Source organism: Modicisalibacter radicis, from assembly GCF_900961225.1.
Taxonomy (GTDB): Bacteria; Pseudomonadota; Gammaproteobacteria; order Pseudomonadales; family Halomonadaceae; genus Modicisalibacter.
Map to the genome: position 1 here is coordinate 38,911 of NZ_CAAHFN010000049.1, position 15,275 is coordinate 54,185.

The 15,275-nt window shown below is 66.8% G+C and carries 16 protein-coding genes; 8 read left to right on the forward strand and 8 right to left on the reverse strand.

Annotated elements, in window-relative coordinates:
- Positions 1 to 7 precede the first annotated feature (7 nt).
- From HR9077_RS03620 to efeO (HR9077_RS03640), 5 genes are all read left to right on the forward strand, one after another.
- Entirely contained in the window at positions 8 to 781 is a 774-nt protein-coding gene (locus HR9077_RS03620) for a cytochrome c oxidase assembly protein (protein ID WP_136065220.1), read from the forward strand.
- Positions 782 to 966: 185 nt separating this feature from the next.
- A complete protein-coding gene (gene efeU, locus HR9077_RS03625) occupies positions 967 to 1,803 on the forward strand; it encodes an iron uptake transporter permease EfeU (protein ID WP_136065222.1) in 837 nt (278 codons plus the stop codon).
- A gap of 12 nt (positions 1,804 to 1,815) precedes the next feature.
- A complete protein-coding gene (gene efeO, locus HR9077_RS03630) occupies positions 1,816 to 2,976 on the forward strand; it encodes an iron uptake system protein EfeO (RefSeq protein ID WP_136065224.1) in 1,161 nt (386 codons plus the stop codon).
- Between the two features lie 34 nt (positions 2,977 to 3,010).
- Positions 3,011 to 4,366: an iron uptake transporter deferrochelatase/peroxidase subunit gene (gene efeB, locus HR9077_RS03635; protein ID WP_136065226.1), complete on the forward strand. Its 1,356-nt coding sequence runs from the start codon at positions 3,011 to 3,013 to the stop codon at positions 4,364 to 4,366.
- A gap of 82 nt (positions 4,367 to 4,448) precedes the next feature.
- A complete protein-coding gene (efeO, locus tag HR9077_RS03640) occupies positions 4,449 to 5,288 on the forward strand; it encodes an iron uptake system protein EfeO (RefSeq protein ID WP_136065228.1) in 840 nt (279 codons plus the stop codon).
- Positions 5,289 to 5,340: 52 nt separating this feature from the next.
- Here efeO (HR9077_RS03640) and HR9077_RS03645 read toward each other — a convergent pair whose 3' ends face one another.
- From HR9077_RS03645 to puuE, 8 genes are all read right to left on the reverse strand, one after another.
- On the reverse strand, positions 5,341 to 5,829 hold the full coding sequence (locus HR9077_RS03645) for an ureidoglycolate lyase (protein ID WP_136065230.1): 489 nt from the start codon (positions 5,827 to 5,829) through the stop codon (positions 5,341 to 5,343).
- 38 nt (positions 5,830 to 5,867) lie between these two features.
- Entirely contained in the window at positions 5,868 to 6,695 is an 828-nt protein-coding gene (locus tag HR9077_RS03650) for a bifunctional allantoicase/(S)-ureidoglycine aminohydrolase (RefSeq protein WP_136065232.1), read from the reverse strand.
- Positions 6,696 to 6,778: 83 nt separating this feature from the next.
- A complete protein-coding gene (locus HR9077_RS03655; RefSeq protein WP_136065234.1) occupies positions 6,779 to 7,621 on the reverse strand; it encodes a MurR/RpiR family transcriptional regulator in 843 nt (280 codons plus the stop codon).
- A 41-nt stretch (positions 7,622 to 7,662) separates the two neighbouring features.
- Positions 7,663 to 8,391 (reverse strand): amino acid ABC transporter ATP-binding protein, encoded by a 729-nt coding sequence (locus HR9077_RS03660; RefSeq protein WP_136065236.1) that lies wholly within the window; start codon positions 8,389 to 8,391, stop codon positions 7,663 to 7,665.
- Positions 8,372 to 9,028 (reverse strand): amino acid ABC transporter permease, encoded by a 657-nt coding sequence (locus HR9077_RS03665; protein ID WP_136065238.1) that lies wholly within the window; start codon positions 9,026 to 9,028, stop codon positions 8,372 to 8,374. Before HR9077_RS03665 ends, HR9077_RS03660 begins: the two co-directional genes overlap by 20 nt.
- The gene (locus HR9077_RS03670; protein ID WP_136065240.1) at positions 9,025 to 9,696 is read right to left on the reverse strand and encodes an amino acid ABC transporter permease; all 672 of its coding nucleotides are present in this window, start codon (positions 9,694 to 9,696) and stop codon (positions 9,025 to 9,027) included. Before HR9077_RS03670 ends, HR9077_RS03665 begins: the two co-directional genes overlap by 4 nt.
- A gap of 14 nt (positions 9,697 to 9,710) precedes the next feature.
- Positions 9,711 to 10,526 (reverse strand): transporter substrate-binding domain-containing protein, encoded by an 816-nt coding sequence (locus HR9077_RS03675; RefSeq protein ID WP_136065242.1) that lies wholly within the window; start codon positions 10,524 to 10,526, stop codon positions 9,711 to 9,713.
- A gap of 316 nt (positions 10,527 to 10,842) precedes the next feature.
- A complete protein-coding gene (puuE, locus tag HR9077_RS03680; RefSeq protein ID WP_136065244.1) occupies positions 10,843 to 11,769 on the reverse strand; it encodes an allantoinase PuuE in 927 nt (308 codons plus the stop codon).
- 283 nt (positions 11,770 to 12,052) lie between these two features.
- Here puuE and HR9077_RS03685 point away from each other — a divergent pair, with 283 nt between their 5' ends.
- The 3 genes from HR9077_RS03685 (at position 12,053) to thiM (ending at position 15,262) form a co-directional block, all read left to right on the forward strand.
- A complete protein-coding gene (locus tag HR9077_RS03685; RefSeq protein WP_136065246.1) occupies positions 12,053 to 12,793 on the forward strand; it encodes an aspartate/glutamate racemase family protein in 741 nt (246 codons plus the stop codon).
- A gap of 147 nt (positions 12,794 to 12,940) precedes the next feature.
- A complete protein-coding gene (locus tag HR9077_RS03690) occupies positions 12,941 to 14,302 on the forward strand; it encodes an NCS1 family transporter (RefSeq protein ID WP_136065248.1) in 1,362 nt (453 codons plus the stop codon).
- Positions 14,303 to 14,392: 90 nt separating this feature from the next.
- Positions 14,393 to 15,262 (forward strand): hydroxyethylthiazole kinase, encoded by an 870-nt coding sequence (gene thiM / locus HR9077_RS03695; RefSeq protein ID WP_136065250.1) that lies wholly within the window; start codon positions 14,393 to 14,395, stop codon positions 15,260 to 15,262.
- Positions 15,263 to 15,275: the final 13 nt, after the last annotated feature.

Below are 15,275 nucleotides of genomic sequence, written 5' to 3' on the forward strand. Positions count from 1 at the left end.
CGTCGCCATGCCCAACCTCGCGCAATGGCTCGCGCTGCTGGCTGCGGCGCTGTACCTGGCCGGCGCCTGGCGCACCCGCCGCGCCGGCAAGCCGTGGTCGCCCTGGCGCAGCGCCAGCTTCGCCGCCGGCATCGTCACGCTGATCGTGGCGTTCGCCGCGCCGCTCAATGCATTCGCCCATCACGACCTGCGCGGGCACATGCTCCAGCACCTGCTGGTCGGCATGTTCGCGCCGCTGGGGCTGGTATTCGGCGCGCCGATGAGCCTGCTGCTCAGAAACCTGGCACCGGCCCGGGCGCGTGCGGTAGTCGGGTTGCTGGGCAGCGTCCCGGTGCGTGTGCTCAGCCACCCGGCGAGCGCCGCGCTGCTCGACATCGGCGGCATGTACCTGCTGTACATGACGTCTCTGTACACCCAGAGCCTGGCCACGCCCTGGCTGCATCACTTCATCCACCTGCATTTCGTGATTTCCGGCTGCCTGTTCAGCTGGGCGATCGCCGGCCCCGACCCGGCGCCACACCGGCCGCGCTGGCGAACGCGCCTGGGCGTGCTTTTCCTGGCCATGGCCGCCCACGCCACGCTCGGCAAGCTGATGTACGCCTGGCTGCTGCCACAGGGCACCGGCGCCGCCATCGGCGAGATCCAGGCGGCCGCCCAATGGATGTACTACGGCGGCGACCTGGCCGAGCTCGTGCTGCTGGTAGCACTGATGCAGCAGTGGCTGCATTGGCGTCGATCCCGCCCCGCGGCCGGACGCAGGCCGTTCGCGGGCCCCGCCTGACACGGCACAGGACTTGACCCGGATCAACCGGCGCGCTTTCTCCCCCTGGCGAGCGGATACACGACTTGCCGGGCGGCTTGGCAACGTCTATCATCCACTTTTGATAATGATTGTCATCCTCAACGGTGCCGCATGCCTTCCGCGCCCGCTTTCCATAATCGTCTTCACGCTTCCAGGATCCGGTCATGCTCGTGCCCTTTCTGATCATGCTGCGCGAGGGGCTCGAAGCCGCCCTGATCGTCGGCATCATCGCCGGCTATCTCAAGCAGACCGGGCGCGGCGCCTGGATGCCCGCGGTGTGGATCGGCGTGCTGCTCGCCGTCGCGCTGTCGCTGTGCGTGGGCGCCGGCCTGCAGTTCGCCAGCGCCGAGTTCCCGCAACGCCAGCAGGAGCTGTTCGAGGCGCTGGTCGGCTTCATCGCCGTCGGCGTGCTGACCTGGATGGTGTTCTGGATGCGCCGCGCCGCCCGCGGCATGCGCGCCGAGCTGACCGGCGCCCTCGACAGCGCCTTCGCCGGCGGGCGGCACCATACCTATGCGCTGGTCGGCATGGTGTTTCTCGCCGTGGCCCGCGAGGGGCTGGAGTCGATCTTCTTCCTGCTCGCGGTGTTCCAGCAGAGCCATACCGCAAGCGCACCGCTCGGCGCCCTGCTGGGCGTGGTCTGCGCGCTCGTCGTCGGGCTGGCTTTCTACCGCGGCAGCCTGCGTCTCGACCTGCGCCACTTCTTCCGCCTGACCGGGCTGTTCATCCTGCTGGTGGCGGCCGGGCTCACCGCCGGCTCGGTGCGCGCGCTGCACGAGGCCGGGCTGTGGAACCACGCCCAGCAGGTGATCTTCGACCTGAGTGCGGTCCTGCCTCTCGACTCGCCGCTGGGCGCGGTCTTCTCGGGCGTGCTCGGCTATCAGCCCGCGCCCACGCTCAGCGAGCTGGTCGCCTATCTGGCCTACCTGGCGGCGACCCTGATCCTCTGCTTCCTCCCCCGGCCCGCCGCGCATTCCGCGCCTTCGGCCGGGGTCCGCTGAGAGGTGTCACGAGTGAACGAAACGCGGCATGCCACGTCCCGAACCGCCACTACCCAGCCGCCCTCGCCGCACCTGCTGCGTATCGGCGTGGCCCTCGCCGCGCTGGCCATGCTGGCCGCCCTGGCACTGTTCTACGCCTCGCTGCACCACGCCGATGACGCCCCCGGCGACGACGCCACCACCGTCACCGTCACCGCCAGCGGCTGCCAGCCCAACGCCATCAGCGTGCCCGCGGGCCGGACCACCTTCCTGGTGATCAACCGCTCGCCGCGCGCCATCGAGTGGGAGATCCTCGACGGCGTGATGGTGCTCGAGGAGCGCGAGAACATCGCCCCCGGACTGCGCCAGCCACTGACCGCGGCGTTGACGCCGGGCGACTACGCGATGACCTGCGGGCTGCTCAGCAACCCGCGCGGCACGCTGCACGTGGTGGCCGGCGATGGCGACGCGGCCATCGCCGCCCTGTCCAGGAAGGACTTCATCGCCCCGCTGGCCGAGTATTCGGTCTACCTGACCCTGCAGACCCGCGAACTGAAGACCGCGGCCCGGGCCCTGCACGAGGCGATCGTCGCCGACGATCTCCAAGGCGCTCGTGCCGCCTACCGCCACGCCCGCCTCGCCGACCAGCGCCTGGCGATGGCGACCGGCCTGTTCAACGACCTCGACCAGCGACTCAATGCCCGCGCCGACTACTTCGCCGAGCGCGAGGATGACCCCGACTTCGTCGGCTTTCACCGCCTGGCCCTGGGGCTCTACGACCGCCAGGACACCGCGGGCCTGGCGCCGATCGCCGCGCAGCTGGTCGACGACATCGAGGCGCTGGCCCAGCGCTTCAAGCGTCAGACGGTTCCGCCCGCGCAGCTGGCCAACGGCAGCGCCCGGGTGCTGCAGGCCTGGCACGACCATCAGCCCGCCGATGCCCCCCTGGCCGAGCCGGAGCGCGCCGACCTGCGGGGCCTGGCGCAGGGCACCGGGAAGATCGTCGACCTGCTCGCCCCGCTACTCGAACGCCAGGCGCCGGAGACGCTGGCCACGCTCGATGCACGGCTCGAGGCGCTGCACGCCGACCTGAAGGCCCCGCCGTCGGGCGATTCCCGGGCGCTGCTCGATGACGCCGGGGCATTGGCCGAGGCGCTGCGCGAGGTCAACGCCGCGCTGGCGCTGAGCACCTGACTTCCCAACCACGCCGTTACCTGGTTCTGACGACATGACCCGTAATCGCGACGCTACTCCACGCTGCCCCTTTGCCGTTTCCGACGTCACCGCCGCCGATGGCTCCGCCCATCGGCCCGATCGGCGACGCTTTCTTCAGGGCCTCGGTGCGGCCGGCTTCGGTGCGGCCGGCCTGGCCAGCGGCGGGCTCGCCAACCGGGCGTTTGCCGACGACCCGGGCGGCGACCATCGCGAGGTCACCGGCTCACCGGTCAGCCTGTCGACCCATGAGATCCACCCGTTTCGCGGCCCTCACCAGCAGGGCATCACCACGCCGCGCCCGGCCACCGGCATGGTCGTGGCCTTCGACGTGCTGGCGCGGGATCGCGACGGTCTCGAGCGGTTGTTCCGCACGCTCACCGAGCGCATCGAGTTCCTGACCCAGGGCGGCAGCTATCCTCGGCGCGACCCGGCCTTCCCACCGGCCGATTCGGGCATTCTCGGGCCGACCATCGCCCCCGATGCGCTGACCATCACGCTGTCACTGGGCGACTCGCTGTTCGACGCGCGCTTCGGCCTGGCCGCCGCCCGCCCCGTTCATCTGCAGCGCATGAGCGAGTTCTCCAACGACGCGCTGGACGCCGCGCGCTGCCATGGCGACCTGTCGCTGCAGATCTGTGCCAATAGCCACGACACCACCGTTCATGCACTGCGCGACGTGATCAAGCACACCCCGGGGCTTTTGATGGTGCGCTGGAAACAGGAGGGTACCGTGCCGGTGCTGCCGCCCAGGCCGGGCCAACCCGAGGAGAGCGCCCGCAACTACCTGGGCTTCCGCGACGGCTCGGCCAACCCCGATGCCCGCGACGAGCCGCTCATGGACGACGTGGTGTGGGTCGGCGGCGACAGCGACGAACCGTCCTGGGCCCATGGCGGCAGCTACCAGGCGGTGCGCATCATCCGCAACTTCGTCGAGCGCTGGGATCGCACGCCGCTGGGCGAGCAGGAGGCGATCTTCGGCCGCCGCAAGGCCAGCGGCAGCCCCCTGAGCGGCGGCGTCGAACACGACGTGCCGGACTACAGCCATGATCCGGAAGGCAGGACCACCCCGCTGGATGCCCACATCCGGCTGGCCAACCCGCGCACACCGGGCTTCGAGAAACACCTGATGCTGCGCCGGCCGTTCAACTACTCGAACGGCGTCGAGGCCAACGGCCAACTCGACATGGGACTTTTGTTCATCGCCTACCAGGCCGACCTGGAGGCGAGCTTCATCACCGTGCAGAAGCGCCTGGATGGCGAGCCGCTGGAGGAGTACATCAAGCCGGTGGGGGGCGGCTATTTCTTTACCCTGCCCGGCATCACCGAGCCCGGGGATTTCCTGGGCCGCGCGCTGCTGGCGGCCACCTAGCAGCGCCAACGGGCGCTGGCGGTAAACACCCGGCGCGCTTACGACCGAACTGGCATTACCCAATACTCATCGGAGACACCTCATGACAAGACACTCGCTTCTTCTCGCCGCCAGCGCCTTCGGGCTGCTGGCCCTGCAGGGCCCCGCCCAGGCCGCCGTCGAACCCGAGGCGCTGATCGCCCCGGTCGCCGAGTACAAGCTCTACGTGCTCGACAACCTCGACGAATTCACCCACCATACCCGGGAGTTCACCGAGGCCGTCAAGACCGGCGAGCTGGACAAGGCCCAGGATCTGTATGCCCCGACGAGGGTCTACTACGAACGCATCGAACCGGTCGCCGAGCTGTTCGCCGATCTCGATGCCAGCATCGACGCCCGCGAGGACGACTATGAAAAGGGCGTCGAGGACCCGGACTTCACCGGCTTCCATCGCCTCGAGTACGGGCTGTTCCACGAACGGACCACCGAGGGCCTCACGCCCTTCGCCGAGCGGCTGATGGCCGACGTCGAAGACCTCGACGCGCGCGTGCGCGGGCTGACCTTCCCGCCCGAGAAGGTCGTCGGCGGCGCCGCGGCGCTGATGGAGGAGGTCGCCGCGACCAAGGTCAGCGGCGAGGAGGATCGCTACAGTCATACCGACCTGTGGGACTTCCAGGGCAACGTCGACGGCTCGCAGGAGATCTTCCAGCTGTTCAAGCCGCTGGCTGCCGAGGAGGACCCGGACTTCGTCGCCCGGGTGGAGGAAAACTTCGCCGCGGTCGAGGCCACACTCGCCCATTACCGCGTGGAGGCCGACAACCCCGATGCCGGCTTCGTCAGCTACGAGAAAGTCAGTGACGAGGATCGTCGCGCCTTCGTCGGCCCGGTCACCGTGCTCGCCGAGGACCTGTCGACGCTGCGCGGCCTGCTCGGCCTGCAATAGCGCCGCCCGGGCGAGCGCGGTTCGGCCAGCGCCAGCTGGCCGGCAACGCTGCTCAGGGCAGGCTGACGCGCATCGCCAGCGGATACTCGTCGCAGTTGTCGCCCGGCCCGCCACGGTCGACCACCAGGAACTCGCCCTCGCGCTCGAGCACCGACTGGATGGCGTGCCAGGTGCCGGCGCGGTAGTTGACGCCCTGGCGGCCATCGGTGACGAAGGCACGCACGCTGGCGGGGTCGATGGTCTCGCCGGGCGGCGCCACGACGATCAGGAAGCGCTCCTCGTGCAGCGGCATGAACGCCTGGCTGCCCAGCGGGTGGCGCTCCAGAAAGTCCAGCGTCAACGGCACCTCGACCGGCTGGCTGACGAACAGGCTGATCAGCGCATGGCCGCCTTCGCCATGCGTCTCGACGCTGGCCAGGTCGTGATAGCGCCGGGTCCGCCCGCCGTTGATGTGGAAGTAGTCGGCGACCCGGCTGTCGATGACCTCGCCGAACGGCGCGAAGGCCGCGTCGGTCAGCGGCTGGGCGGTGAGTTCGAGCATGCGTTCTCCTTGCACTGTATCCGATGTCGGGACACAGCTTAGCTCAGGCGCAGTTTCATGTGCCGATTGACGTCCTTGTAGAGCAGGTAGCGGAACGGGCCCGGGCCACCGGCGTAGCAGGCCTGCGGGCAGAACGCGCGCAGCCACATGTAGTCACCGGCCTCGACCTCGACCCAGTCCTGGTTGAGGTGGTAGACCGCCTTGCCCTCGAGCACATAAAGGCCGTGCTCCATCACGTGGGTCTCGTCGAACGGGATCACGCCGCCGGGCTGGAAAGTGACGATGGTCACGTGCATGTCGTGGCGCAGATCCGCGGGATCGACGAAGCGCGTGGTCGCCCAGCGACCGTCGGTATCCGGCATCGGCGTCGGCTCGATCGCCTGCTCGTTGGTCACGAATGCCTCCGGTGCCTCGATGCCCTCGACGAACTCGTACGCCTTGCGGATCCAGTGGAAGCGCACCGGCGCCGCGCTCCCGTTGCGCAGCTGCCAGGTACATCCCGGCGGCAGGTAGGCGTAGCCGCCCGGCGCCATGTCGTGCGTTTCGCCCTCGATAATCAGGCGCATCTCGCCCTCGACCACGAACAGCACGCCCTCGGCACCGCTGTCCGGCTCCGGGCGCTCGCTACCCCCGCCGGGCGAGACCTCCATGATGTATTGCGAGAACGTCTCGGCAAAGCCGGAAAGCGGCCGCGACAGCACCCACAATCGGGTCTTCTCCCAGTGCGGCAGAAAGCTGGTGACGATATCGCGCATCACCCCCTTGGGGATCACCGCATACGCTTCCGTGAACACCGCGCGGTCGTGAATCAGCTGGCTCTGCGGCGGCAGCCCGCCGTGTGGGGCGTAATAGGAACGCTGTGACATGCTCCATCCTTTTCAACCGACACCCGGGCAAAATAGCTGCTGCCCGGCATTCGTGTTTTCTTTGAAAGTTGGCGATGGCCGGCTCAAGGCGCCAGCTCTTCGAGCTCCTGATACAGTTCGGTCACCTCTCCGATACGTGCACGCCCTTGGGCCAGTCGGCGATGCAACATGGCGTTGGCCAACAGGCTGACCAGGCTCATCGCACTGGCATAGCTATCGAACGCGGAAATCGTCTCCAGCGCGCATTCCAACCGCCAGGTGACCCGATCATTGTATTTGGCCGCCGTCGAATCACCTATCAGCAGCACGCGCTGCTGGCGATGGGCCAACGTCTCGATCAGCGTTTCGAACAGCCTGGGGCGGCGACGAAAGCCGATCAACACGATCAGCGCCCGAGCATCAAGCTCGATCAGCTCTTCAGCCAACGACTGGTTGGGCGCCGGCAGCAGCCTGACGCCTGCTCTGGCCTGCAACAGCTGCTGACGCAGATGCAACGCGACCGGATAGCTGTTGCGATAGCCCACCACAGCCACTTCAGGCGCTTCATCAAGTGCACCGACCACCGCATCGAACACCCCCTGGGTGAGCCCTTCCAGGCAGTGGCGCAGGTTGTTCTTCTCGCGCTCGGCGTGACGACGGAAGCGCTCGACGCCATTTTCCAGCGTTTCGGTGTTGGACGCCAACGGTACACCATAATGGCGCAGTTGCCGGGCATGCGCCTTGACCGCCTTGAAATCATCAAAGCCCAGGCGTTTGAACAGCCGGGTCACGGTCGCCTTGGACACCCCGCTCAGGCGCGAGAGATCGGCGGCGCTATAGACGGCAAGATCCTCCAGGTGAGCCAGGATAAAATCCGCCACCCGGCGTTCCTGAGGCCCCAATTCCGAAAAATGCTGCTGTAGCCGACGACCGATGTGGGCCTGCATGCTGACATTCCTTATCGTGAGCGCTGGTGCAATACCCGCCGCTACAGTATCGACGCGATGAACTGACTGAGCTCCGGTGTCCTGGGCTGAGTGAACAGTGTCTGCGGGTCGCCCGATTCGTGAATTCGGCCCTGGTGCATGAACACCACCCGGTCGCTGACGTCGCGTGCGAACTTCATCTCATGGGTGACCAATATCAGCGTCATGCCTTCCCGGGCCAGATCCTCGAGCACGCGCAGCACCTCGCCGACCAGCTCCGGGTCGAGTGCCGAGGTCACCTCGTCACACAACAACACCTTGGGATTCATCGCCAGCGCCCGGGCAATCGCCACGCGCTGCTGCTGGCCGCCGGAAAGCTGCGCCGGATAGGCGTCGATCTTTTCCCGCATTCCCACCTTGTCGAGCACCTGCTCGGCGATCCGGCGCGCCTCGTCCCGCGGTGTCTGCTTGACCACCACCGGCGCCAGCATGACGTTGTCGACCACGGTCTTGTGCGGAAACAGATTGAAGCTCTGGAACACCATGCCGACGTTCTGGCTCAATTCGCCAGGCGACATGGCGGCGCCATCGAGACGCTGATCGGCGAGATGAATGGTGCCCCAGTCATGGCGTTCGAGCTGGTTGAGGCAACGCAGCAACGTACTCTTGCCCGATCCGCTACGTCCGATGATCGCCACCACCTCGCCGGCCTCGACTTCCAGATCGATGCCCTTGAGTACCTCCAGGTCGCCGAAGGATTTGTGCAGGTCTTTAACGGATACCAGCGCCATAGAGCTTTTTCTCCAGGTAACGGGCATAACGGGACAGCGGATAGCAGAGGATGAAGTATCCGAGCGCCACCAGCGCGAAGATGGTGAAAGGGGCGAAGGCCGCGTTGTTGAGCATGGTGCCGGCCTTGGTCAGTTCGACGAAACCGATCACCGAGGCCAGCGCGGTGCCCTTGATGACCTGTACCGAGAAACCCACGGTCGGTGGCACCGCGAGTCGCAACGCCTGCGGCAGGATGACGTGGCGCATCGACTGCAGATAGTTCAGTCCGAGCACGCGCGAGGCCTGCCACTGCCCACTGGGCACCGCCTCGACGCAGCCGCGCCAGATGTCGCACAGAAAGGCACTGGTGAAGAGCGTCAGCGCCACGCTGGCGGCAGTCCAGGCGGAGACGTCGAAGCCCAGCACGGCGGCGCCGAAATAGGCCAGGAACAGCTGCATCAACAGCGGCGTGCCCTGGAACAGGTCGACGTAAAGGCGAATCAGCAACCGGAGGGGACGGATGCCACCCATCCGCAACAGGGTCAATACCAGACCGACGACGGCGCCGCCGGCGAAGGCGATAAGCGACAGCATCACCGTCCAGCGTCCCGCCAGCAGCAGGTTGCGCACGATGTCCCACAGCGTGAAATCGGTCATGACGAACCTCCCTGGCGAAACGCGAACAGCCGCCGCCCGACGAATTCGAACGCCAACCGCAAGCCGACCGCCAACAGCAGATAGATCAGCGTCACCACCAGATAGACCTCGAAGCCGCGGAAGCTGCGCGACTGGATGAAGTTGGCGGCGTAGGTCAGGTCGAGCACCGATATCTGGGACACCACCGCCGAGCCCAGCATGACGATGATGCACTGGCTGATCAGCGACGGGTAAACCCGCGAGAAGGCCGGCACCAGCACCACATGGCGAAAGCCCTGCAGCCGCGACAGTCCCAGCGCACGCGCCGCCTCGTGCTGGCCGCGCGCTGTCGAGTCGATACCCGCGCGCAGGATCTCGGCAGTATAGGCGCCAAGATTCAGCACCATCGCCAGCAGCGCGGCGACCGTAGCGCTGATCGGTATGCCCAGCGCCGGCAGACCGAAGAACAGAAAGAATAGCTGCACGATGAACGGTGTGTTGCGAATCACCTCGACATAAGCACCGAGCACGCGACTCGCGATGGCCGACTCGCCGTCTCGGACATAGGCGACGACGACCGCCAGCGCGATACCCACGAGAGTAGTGACGACGGTAAGCCACAGCGTCGTCACCAGTCCCACGAGGATCACGTCCATGTACGGTAGCAGCGTGGAGAAATCCAGGGTCATGGACGATCACCCACTCAGGTGGAAAGGTCGTCGGGCAGCGCGGAGTGGAACCACTTCTGCGACATCGCTTCCAGTGTGCCGTCTTCCTTGCCCTGCTCGATCAGTTCGTTGATCCGCGCCTTCAACGCCTCGTTGTCCTGACTCAGGCCGATATAGCAGGGCGAGTTCTTGATTCGGAAGACCATGGTCGGCGCGCGATCGGCGTTGCGCTCGGCGATCTGCGCCGCTACCACGTTGCCGGTGGCGATGTAATCCACCTGGTTGGAGAGGAATGCGGAAATCGTGGTGGCATTGTCTTCAAAGCGCTTGATCGTGGTGTCGTCAGGCGCGAGGCCCGTCAATTCCATGTCCTCGACCGAGCCACGAGTCACACCAATGGTCTTGCCGGATAGATCGGCGGCTTCCTTCATCGGATCCGCATCGGGCGTGCCGAACACACCCAGGAAAAACGGCGCGTAGGCATCGGTGAAGTCGATCACCGCCGCGCGCTCGGGGTTCTTGCCCAGGCTGGAGATCACCAGATCGACCTTGTTGGTCTGCAGGAACGGGATCCGGTTGGCACTGGTAACGGTCACGAGTTCCAGGTCGACCTTCATCTGGTCGGCGAGATACTGGGCCATGTCGATGTCATAGCCCTGCGGCTGCAGATCGGTGCCCACCGAGCCGAACGGCGGGAAATCCTGCGGCACGGCGACACGCAGGGTGCCGCGCTGTTCGATGGTTTCCAGGTCGCTGGCCTGGGCCGAGGCGCCTGCCAGAACGGCGACGAGGGCGCAGCTGAGCGCCAGTAATAGGCGGCGATAAAAGCGGGGTTTGGCGAAGACAGACATGCGGAATCTCCTGACGAGAACAGGCTTGTTGTAGGAATGGAGAAACGTTTGGCCACTTCTCCGAGCCGGTAGAAACGTTCGTTCCACACAATCGGATAGCAACCTTGACGCCAACCTTCGCTTTATTGGCGCCAATTCATGGGGTTATTGATAGATAGCCGTCCATGTCACCTGCCGAGTCGAGCCGAACGGAGGGCACCACGCCCGAAACCGGGGCACGCGAGGGGATTTCCGCACCACAAAACGATGCGAAAAATTCAGAGGCTCGGTTGACCCGTCAGCGGTGAAGGACGGCGGTGACGTGGTGCAGTTAGAGTCACGCCGGGTGTTCGGCCGCCCAGTGGCGGGCGATATCCACACGCCGGGTTATCCACACCCGGTCGTGGGCCTCGAGGTGATCGAGGAAGCGCTGCAGCGCGCGGAAGCGCCCGGGGCGCCCGACCAGCCGGCAGTGCAGGCCGATCGACAGCATCTTCGGCGTCTCCGCGCCTTCTTCATAGAGCACGTCGAAGGCATCGCGCAGATACTGGAAGAAGGGCTCGCCGTGGTCGAAGCCGGTGGGCGAGGCGAAGCGCATGTCGTTGGTGTCCAGCGTATAGGGCACGATCAGGTGGCGGTGCGTCTGGCCCTGGCTGTCCTGGACGTCGCTCCAGAACGGCAGGTCGTCGCCGTAGTAATCACTGTCGTAGAGAAAACCGCCCCGGTCGAGCAGCAGCCGCCGGGTGTTGGGGCTGTCGCGGCCGGTATACCAGCCCAGCGGTTTCTCGCCGTAGAGCGACTCGAAGATCTCGACCGCCCGGCGCATGTGGTCGCGCTCTATCGTCTCCGGCACGTTCTGGTAGTGGATCCAGCGGTAGCCGTGGCAGGCGACTTCGTGACCCAGTTCCTTGAACGCCCGGGCGACCTCGGGGTTGCGCTCGAGAGCCATCGCCACGCCGAACACGGTAAGCGGCAGGCCGCGCCGCTCGAACTCGCGGAGCACCCGCCACACGCCGGCGCGCGAACCGTATTCGTAGATCGACTCCATGCTCAGGTGGCGGTCGGGATAGGCCTCGGCCCCGGCGATCTCGGAAAGAAACTGCTCGGAGTGGCTGTCGCCGTGCAGGACGCTGTTCTCGCCGCCCTCTTCGTAATTGAGCACGAACTGCACCGCGACACGGGCCCGGCCCGGCCAGCCGGCCTGCGGCGGCGTGCGGCCGTAGCCGATCAGGTCGCGGGGGTAGGCGGCATCCGATAGGGGCATGGCGGTTTTCCTTGTCGTTGTACAGGCGGCGAGTGTCCAATGTATACAAGACTAACCTAGCGCCTAACGCGGCTCCACGGCAAGACGTTCCCGGTCGCTGGGCTTGTCCCTGTCCTGGCCTCAGCCGACCCGGCGAATCCTCGTCCACGACACGTTGACACCTTCCTGCCCCACCAACGCTTCTCTGCTTGCATTCGCCGCCAGTGGCCTCTAGCTTTTGTGTACAAAGTATTTCCCTATCGTAGACAACCAGGCGAGGCCGGCCTTCAGCCGCGAGACAACCGTGCACATTCGCGTCATCAATCCCAACACCACCGCCAGCATGACCGCCAAGATCGGCGAAGCCGCCGAGGCCATCGCCGCGCCGGGCACACACATCAGCGCGGTCACCCCGCAGGACGGTCCGGTATCGATCGAGAGCCACTTCGACGAGGCGATCAGCGCGGTCGGCGTCGCCGAGGAGGTGCGCCGCGGCGAACGCGAATCGATCGACGCCTACATCGTCGCCTGCTTCGGCGACCCCGGGCTGTTGGCCGCGCGCGAGCTGACCCGGGCGCCGGTGGTCGGCATCGCCGAGGCGGCCTTTCACATGGCCACGCTGGTCAGCACGCGCTTCTCGGTGGTCACCACGCTGGGACGCACCGCGATCATCGCCGAGCACCTGCTCGCCAGTTACGGCTTCGCCGGCCACTGCCGACGGGTGCGCGCCGCCGAGATTCCGGTACTCGAGCTGGAAGACAACAATGAGGCGGCCTTCGAGCGCATCGTCGCCGAGTGCCGGCGCGCCCGCGACGAGGATGGCATCGGCTCGATCGTGCTGGGCTGCGGCGGCATGGCCGACCTCACCGGGCGCATCAGCGACGCGGTGGGCCTGCCGGTGATCGAGGGCGTGACCGCCGCGGTCAAGCTCGCCGAGGCGCTGGTCGGGCTGGGCCTTCAGACCAGCAAGCACGGCGACCTGGCGTTCCCGCGGCCCAAGCCGTTCAGCGGCCGGTTCGCCGACTGGAGCGACTCGCGCCACTGACCTGGCCCTGTTCGACACACGACACAAGGTAATTCCGACGACCCAGCGAGCCTGACCGCAACCAACCACAACAACGCAGCACGCCTCAGACCCACAAACCGCCGCTTGCGGCGACGACAACAAACCGGCAAAACCGCGAGGCAACGCATGACCACTTCAACCTCCCAGCCCGGGGCGGCACCCGATGCCGTCGCCACGACGACCAAGGCCCCCGGCGACGAATCCCTGGCGCCGCAGAAGACGCGCATCATGGGACGCCTTTCCTACCTGCTGGCCTGGTTCGGCGGCTGCGTGTCGATCGGCACCTTCGCCATGGGCTCGAGCATCGTCGGCACGCTCAACCTGCTGCAGGCGTCGCTGGCCATCGCCATCGGCTGCTTCGTGATCGGGGTGGCGCTGGCGATCAATGGCGCCGCCGGCTACAAGTACGGCATCCCGTTCATGGTCCAGGCACGCAGCGCCTTCGGCTTCACCGGCACGCGCTTTCCCGGGCTGGTGCGCGCGGTGCCGGCGATCGTCTGGTACGGCTTCCAGAGCTGGATCGGCGCCGGCGCGCTCAACGCGGTGTCGGCGACGCTGTTCGGTTTCGACAACCTGGTGTTCTACTTCATCGCCTTCCAGTTCCTGCAGATCGGCCTGTCGGTGTTCGGCTTCCAGGGCATCAAGTGGCTGGAGAACATCGGCAGCGGCTTCATTCTGGTCTCGCTGGTCTACATGTTCGTCAGCGTGATCAACAAGTACGGCGACGTGCTCGGCGAGCAGCTGATCGACATCGAGGGCACCTGGGGGCTGCCGTTCTGGGGCGCGACGATGCTGTTCCTGGGCATCTACAGCACCATGATCCTCAACGCCAGCGACTACTCCCGCGAGCTCAAGCACGGCACCGGGCCGGGGCTGCTGACCACTATCTACGCCATGTCGATCCTGCCCTGCACGCTGTTCATGGGGCTGATCGGGCTGATGGTCTCCGGGGCCACCGGCGTCGCCGATCCCATCGACGTGTTCGCCAACGCGGTGGACAATACCCCGCTGCTGGTCACCACGCTGCTGTTCATCGCCTTCGCCCAGGTCACCACCAACGTGCTCAACAACGTGGTGCCGCCGACCTACGTGCTGATGGACGTGTTCAAGCTCAAGTTCCGCAGCGCCACGGTGATCGTCGGCCTGCTGGCCTTCGCCACCTTCCCTTGGGAGCTGGTCAAGGACGATTCGGCCGCCGGCCTGCAGCTGTTCGTGCAGACCTACTCGGCGTTTCTGGGGCCAATCTTCGCGATCATGGCGGTGGACTACTACCTGATCCGCCGCCGCACGCTGGACCTCGACAAGCTCTACGACGTCACCGGCCCCTATCGCGGCGTCAACTACGCGGCGATCGTCGCCGCGCTGAGCGGTGCCGTGGTGGCGCTCAACGTCTCGGCGGTGTCGTGGTACGCCAGCCTGCTGCCGGCGGGGATTCTCTATTACCTGCTGATGCAGTACTGGCCGGCCTGCCGGCGCTTTCGCGACTGACCTCGAGGGCTACCCTGTAGCGAGGGAATTGCCAGCCGGCGGCAAATGCGCCAGCGTGCTGGCGAACCGATTCGCCTACAGGGAGCCCCCATGAGTCTCAACGCGTGTGCCACCCAGGTTCCGACACCGCAGATGGTGAGCGAAGCTCACCGGCGCTTGAAGGAACAGTCGCCGCTGGTTCACTGCCTGACCAACCAGGTCACCGTCAACCTGGTCGCCAACACCCTGCTGGCGGTCGGCGCCGCGCCGGTGATGGCCGACCACCCCCAGGAAGCCGGCGACGTGGCGCGCCAGGCCGGCGCCGTGCTGGTCAATCTGGGGACTCCCAGCGACCACCAGATCGAGGCGATGCACCGCGCCATCGCCGCGGCCGGCGAGGCACGCGTGCCCTGGGTGCTCGACCCGGTGGGTGCCGGTGCGCTGACGCTGCGTCGGCGCTGGGCCGGGGAGTTGCTCGCCCACCGGCCGACGCTGTTGCGCGGCAACGCCGCCGAGGTCATCGCCCTGGGAGGTCAGGCCGAGGGTGGCGGGCGCGGCGTCGACAGCGCGCGTGCCAGCGCGGAAGCCCGTGACGCCGCCCGCCGATTGCTTGCACGTTGCGGCGGCGTGGCGGTTTCCGGGGTACAGGATCGCCTGATGACGCGGGTCGACAACGACGGCCGGACATGCCCGCTCGAGCTGCGCCTCGACGGCGGCAGCGCCCTCCAGGCGCGCATGACCGGCAGCGGCTGCGCGCTGGGGGCGATGAGTGCCGCCTATGCCGCGGTCTGCGACGATCCCGCCGAGGCCATGCTCGCCGCCCATGCGCATGCCGCGGCCACGGCCGAACGGGCCGAAGCCCGCGCCGACGGCCCGGGCAGTTTCGCGGTGGCCTGGCTGGATGCGTTGGCCGACCCCGCACTCGACCTGGCCGGCTTCGTCGAGCAGCGCCTGGAAGCCGAGTGGCTGAGCGACGGCTAATCCGGGGTCAACA

Bases quoted from the DNA above. Each gene is read 5' to 3' on its own strand.
- HR9077_RS03620 (WP_136065220.1), top strand. From the start codon at position 8: ATGCCCAACCTCGCGCAATGGCTCGCGCTGCTGGCTGCGGCGCTGTAC.
- efeU (WP_136065222.1), top strand. From the start codon at position 967: ATGCTCGTGCCCTTTCTGATCATGCTGCGCGAGGGGCTCGAAGCCGCC.
- efeB (WP_136065226.1), top strand. From the start codon at position 3,011: ATGACCCGTAATCGCGACGCTACTCCACGCTGCCCCTTTGCCGTTTCC.
- efeO (WP_136065228.1), top strand. From the start codon at position 4,449: ATGACAAGACACTCGCTTCTTCTCGCCGCCAGCGCCTTCGGGCTGCTG.
- HR9077_RS03645 (WP_136065230.1), bottom strand. From the start codon at position 5,829: ATGCTCGAACTCACCGCCCAGCCGCTGACCGACGCGGCCTTCGCGCCG.
- HR9077_RS03650 (WP_136065232.1), bottom strand. From the start codon at position 6,695: ATGTCACAGCGTTCCTATTACGCCCCACACGGCGGGCTGCCGCCGCAG.
- HR9077_RS03655 (WP_136065234.1), bottom strand. From the start codon at position 7,621: ATGCAGGCCCACATCGGTCGTCGGCTACAGCAGCATTTTTCGGAATTG.
- HR9077_RS03660 (WP_136065236.1), bottom strand. From the start codon at position 8,391: ATGGCGCTGGTATCCGTTAAAGACCTGCACAAATCCTTCGGCGACCTG.
- HR9077_RS03665 (WP_136065238.1), bottom strand. From the start codon at position 9,028: ATGACCGATTTCACGCTGTGGGACATCGTGCGCAACCTGCTGCTGGCG.
- HR9077_RS03670 (WP_136065240.1), bottom strand. From the start codon at position 9,696: ATGACCCTGGATTTCTCCACGCTGCTACCGTACATGGACGTGATCCTC.
- HR9077_RS03675 (WP_136065242.1), bottom strand. From the start codon at position 10,526: ATGTCTGTCTTCGCCAAACCCCGCTTTTATCGCCGCCTATTACTGGCG.
- puuE (WP_136065244.1), bottom strand. From the start codon at position 11,769: ATGCCCCTATCGGATGCCGCCTACCCCCGCGACCTGATCGGCTACGGC.
- HR9077_RS03690 (WP_136065248.1), top strand. From the start codon at position 12,941: ATGACCACTTCAACCTCCCAGCCCGGGGCGGCACCCGATGCCGTCGCC.
- thiM (WP_136065250.1), top strand. From the start codon at position 14,393: ATGAGTCTCAACGCGTGTGCCACCCAGGTTCCGACACCGCAGATGGTG.